The 408-nt window shown below is 68.9% G+C and carries 1 protein-coding gene; it reads left to right on the top strand.

From position 1 onward, the window contains the following. The coding region (locus KUM39_RS27990; protein ID WP_504740076.1) for a phosphoglucose isomerase-related protein at positions 1–408 on the top strand (408 nt) is incomplete at both ends.

The raw sequence follows: 408 nt of genomic DNA, 5'->3' as shown, positions 1-408 counted from the left end.
CCGTGCCGTGCTGCACACCGCGTTGCGTGCGCCGCGGGACGCGGTGGTCGAGGTGGACGGGGAGAACGTGGTCCCGGCCGTGCACGCGGTGCTGGACAAGATGGCCTCCTTCGCGCGTCGGGTGCGTTCGGGTGAGTGGACCGGGCACACCGGCAGGCGGATCCGGAATGTGGTGAACGTCGGGATCGGTGGTTCGGACCTGGGTCCGGCGATGGCCTACGAGGCGTTGCGGGCGTTCACCGACCGTGGTTTGACGGTGCGGTTCGTGTCGAACGTGGACGGTGCGGACCTGCACGAGGCGGTGCGTGACCTGGATCCGGCGGAGACGCTGTTCATCGTGGCGTCGAAGACGTTCACGACGATCGAGACGATCACCAACGCGACGTCGGCCCGGTCCTGGCTGCTGGG

This window comes from Streptomyces corallincola, assembly GCF_019104725.1.
Classification (GTDB): Bacteria; Actinomycetota; Actinomycetes; order Streptomycetales; family Streptomycetaceae; genus Streptomyces; species Streptomyces corallincola.
Note: the sequence above shows the minus strand (reverse complement) of the source record. Positions and strands in the feature narration are given on the sequence as shown.